2 protein-coding genes are annotated in these 3,535 nt (G+C 67.3%); one reads left to right on the top strand and one right to left on the bottom strand.

Features of this window, described 5'->3' with window-relative positions:
* The coding region (locus tag Q0R63_RS22340; RefSeq protein WP_295702307.1) for an integrase core domain-containing protein at window positions 1–236 on the top strand (236 nt) is incomplete at its 5' end.
* A gap of 250 nt (window positions 237–486) precedes the next feature.
* On the opposite strand, the gene Q0R63_RS22335 is transcribed toward Q0R63_RS22340, so the two are convergent.
* Window positions 487–3,535, bottom strand: a 3,049-nt coding sequence (locus Q0R63_RS22335) for a DUF3427 domain-containing protein (RefSeq protein ID WP_366521197.1), incomplete at its 5' end; no start/stop codon positions are given.

The following is a 3,535-nucleotide window of genomic DNA, read 5'->3' as shown; positions in this document are numbered from 1 at the left end:
TCGGCGACGCCTGCGACAACGCGCGCATGGAGCACATCAACGGGCTATACGAGACGAAATGCATCTGCACCACGGTCTTCCCCGACGGCCCCTACAAGACTGTCGCTCACGTCGAGTACGCCACCGATGGCTGGGTCGGCTGGTACGACGACCAACGGTTGCACAGCTCCCTTGAGTACGTCAGCCCGGTCGACTACGAGACCGCCCACTACGCTGCTGAGCCGCAGCCCGTATGAGAGCGGCAGAGAACTTCGGGCGCTTTAATATGCCTCGATCCTCACAACCTCGTCATCTCCAAACTGGTAGCAGCGCGCTAGAAGGACCTGTCTTTCACGCACGCGCTCATCCTTGCCGACCTCGTATCGCGGTCGATCCTGCGGGAGCGCGCCAAGGAGCTGGAGCACCCTGCCACAAAGGATCACGTCCTTCGTCGGGTCGCAGCGTTCCCCTAAGACTCATGTCCCCCAACAGATGATGGGTGGGCCATCAAGCGACCACGCTGGCGACCACGAAATCGGAGGCGGGCATCGCCCGGTGGAGCTTGTAGGTAATGGCGATTGGGCGCTCGCCGCGGTGCTCGACGTAGCTGGCCTCACCAAGGAGGAGGTAGGGCGCGCCGGTCCCGAACTCCGTGACCTTTGCCGGGCGGGAGAAGAGGAGCACGTGGCTCCCCAGCTCCTCGTGGTGCAGGTATCGCTGGCCCGTTTTCGACGCTACGGACGTGCTCGACTGCGACTCCCAGTGGAAGAGGTCGCGGCTGATTGCGTAGTCCTGGTACATCGTCGTGGGGGAGTAGTCCGCCTCGGACTTGTTGAGGGTGACGAGGAAGGCGTCCGCGTTCGCGGCGGGCGAGAAGAGCACCCCTTCACGGAAGCTGTTGGGCTTTCGCCCGTCGATGCTTACGTAGTCGAGCGCCGCGACGATCTCCTCCCGGCTGTACCTCGCGTGGACCCGCAGCGGTCGCGCGGACAGGCCCCCAGTCAGCGGTGTCGTGACGCGCTGGGCCCGCTCGAGACCGACTGCAATCACGGCGCGCAGGTCCTCGCGCAGGGCGGTCTCGCCCTGCAGCGACACCAGGCCCGCGGCATACGAGTCGAAGCCGCCGCCGTCGGGCCAGAGGGAGAAGAAGAGCATCCGCCCGAAGGCCTGCGCCGGGGCGGGCGCCCCGTCGTACGACGGCGCGTCGTCGGCCAACCAGGTAAGGTATGCCGCGGCTCGGTCGGGATCGTCAACATGGGCGAGCGACCGCACCCGCTTGTACAGCTTGTCCTCAGCCGGACCGGGTGTAGGCACGGCCAGCCCCGCGTCGCGGCGCAGTCGAGACCAGGACCGGTCAGCGCGTAAGATCTCCGCCAGCTCCACCCCGGACTCGTCGAGGAACCTCGAGAGGTCGTCCGTCGGGTGACCCTTGAGCTCGGCCACGACCGAGGTCCATCTCGTGGTGACCTGCTCCCTGATGTGGTCCAGGACGAGCTCCTGGCTCTGCTGGTCGAGGATGATCTGCGTGCCGGCAGGCAGGAAGGGGAAGCCGTGCGTCAGGTCGCGGACGAGCTCCGAGCGGGTGCTGCCGGTCATCGCGCGGAAGCGCTGGTCGAAACGGAACTCCTTCCGGTGGTGCCCGACGAAGTCGATCGCGGTGAGGACGGCCTTACCCGGCGCGCGCCGCAGCCCACGACCGAGCTGCTGCAGGAAGATCGTCGAGCTCTCGGTGGGGCGGAGGAAGAGGACGGTGTTGATCGTCGGGACATCAACGCCCTCGTTGAAGACGTCGACGGACATGATCGCTTGCAGTCGTCCGTCGCGCAGGTCGGCGACGAAGCGCTCGCGGTCTCGGGCCGGAGTCGTGCCAGTGATGGCCTCGGTGCGAATACCCGCCCGGTTGAAGCGCTCAGCCATGAAGTGGGCGTGGCCGACGTTGACGCAGAAGCAGAGTGCGCGCATCGACCGCAGGTCACCGACCTTGTCCTGCAGCGCATTGAGGATGATCCGGGCGCGCACGTCGTCGCCGGTGTAGACGTTCGCGAGCGCGGTGGAGTCGTAGCTAGCGGCTGACCAGTCTACGCTGCGCAGGTCGGTTCCGTCGGCGACGGCGAAGTAGTGGAAGGGCGTGAGGAGGTCGGCCTTCAAGGCATCCCACAGTCGCAACTCCGCCGCGGTGCGACCTTCGAAGAAGTCGCGGACGTCGACACCGTCACCGCGCTCCGGCGTGGCCGTCAGGCCGAGCAGCTCGGTGGGAGTGAGGTGGTCGAGGATCGCTCGGTAGGTCTTCGCCTCGGAGTGGTGGAACTCGTCGATGACGACGACGTCGAAGGCATCCCTCGGGCTGTTGGTCATCCCGTAGGCCGCCAGCGACTGCACCGAGGCAAAGACGTGCTCCCACCGCTCGGGTCGAGTGCCGCCGACATACAGCTCGCCGAATCCGGCGTCCCCGAGCACTTCGCGGTAGGTCCGCATCGACTGGGTGAGGATCTCCTTGCGGTGGGCAACGAAGAGCAACTTGAGGCGGCGGCCGGCCGCCTGCGAGAGGCCGCGATAATCCAGGGCGGCGATGACGGTCTTGCCCGTGCCGGTCGCTGCGACCAGAAGGTTGCGGTGGTGGTCGTGGACGACACGCTCGACCTCGAGCTGTTCGAGCATCCCGGCCTGGTAGGCGTAGGGCCGCACCTCCAGACCCGACAGGGACAGCGTCACCCGGTCGTTCGTAGTGCGCCCGCCCGCCTCGGCGAGAGCATCGTCGAGTCGGTCTGCGTCCCGGTCGGGGTCGTAGCTTTCGAAGGTCGGGTCGGCCCAGTAGCTGTCGAAGGTCGCACGGAACTTCTGCAGGATCGCGGGGGTCGCGACGGACGAGAGGCGGACGTTCCACTCGACCCCGTCGAGGAGCGCGGCCCTCGAGAGGTTGCTCGACCCGACGTAGGCCGTGTCGAAGCCGGTGTTGCGACGGAAGAGCCAGGCCTTCGCATGCAATCGCGTTCGCTGAGAGTCGTATTGGATCTTCACCTGCGCGCCGAAGTCGCGGACGAGTCGGTCGAGCGCCTGCCGCTCGGTGGCGCCCATGTAGGTCGTCGTGATGACCCGCAGCGGCACTCCTCGGGAGTGGACGAGCCCGAGTTCGGGCTCGATCACGCGCAGTCCGTACCACTTGACGAAGGCGATGATCGCGTCGACGTGGTCGGCGCTCGGCAGCTCCGCGCGGACCTCCGCACCGATGCCTGGCTCGCCGTGGGCGTTCGTCAGCAGTGCAGCGTCGGACAGGGGAGTGGCCGGTCGCCGGAGGTCGTATGCCGCACGCCCCGGCCCGGCCGGGGTCGCGGCGGAGAGCAGCTGGGAGGCCTTGACGACGCCCGACTGGTCGTCGCCGAGTGCGCTGAGCAGCTGGTTCATGAGCTCAAGCCGGCGTGCGGGCTGGCGTTCAGCGACAAGCGCTCGTTTCACCGCATCGCGCAGGTGGCGGCTGAAGATCTCCGGCTCGTCCGCGTCAGCGATCGCGCCCTCGCCGAAGTCCAGCCCGGGTGTGGCAGCGATCCGGCGCTCCAGC

The organism is Lapillicoccus sp. (genome assembly GCF_025353065.1).
Lineage (GTDB): Bacteria > Actinomycetota > Actinomycetes > Actinomycetales > Dermatophilaceae > Lapillicoccus.
Note: the sequence above shows the minus strand (reverse complement) of the source record. Positions and strands in the feature narration are given on the sequence as shown.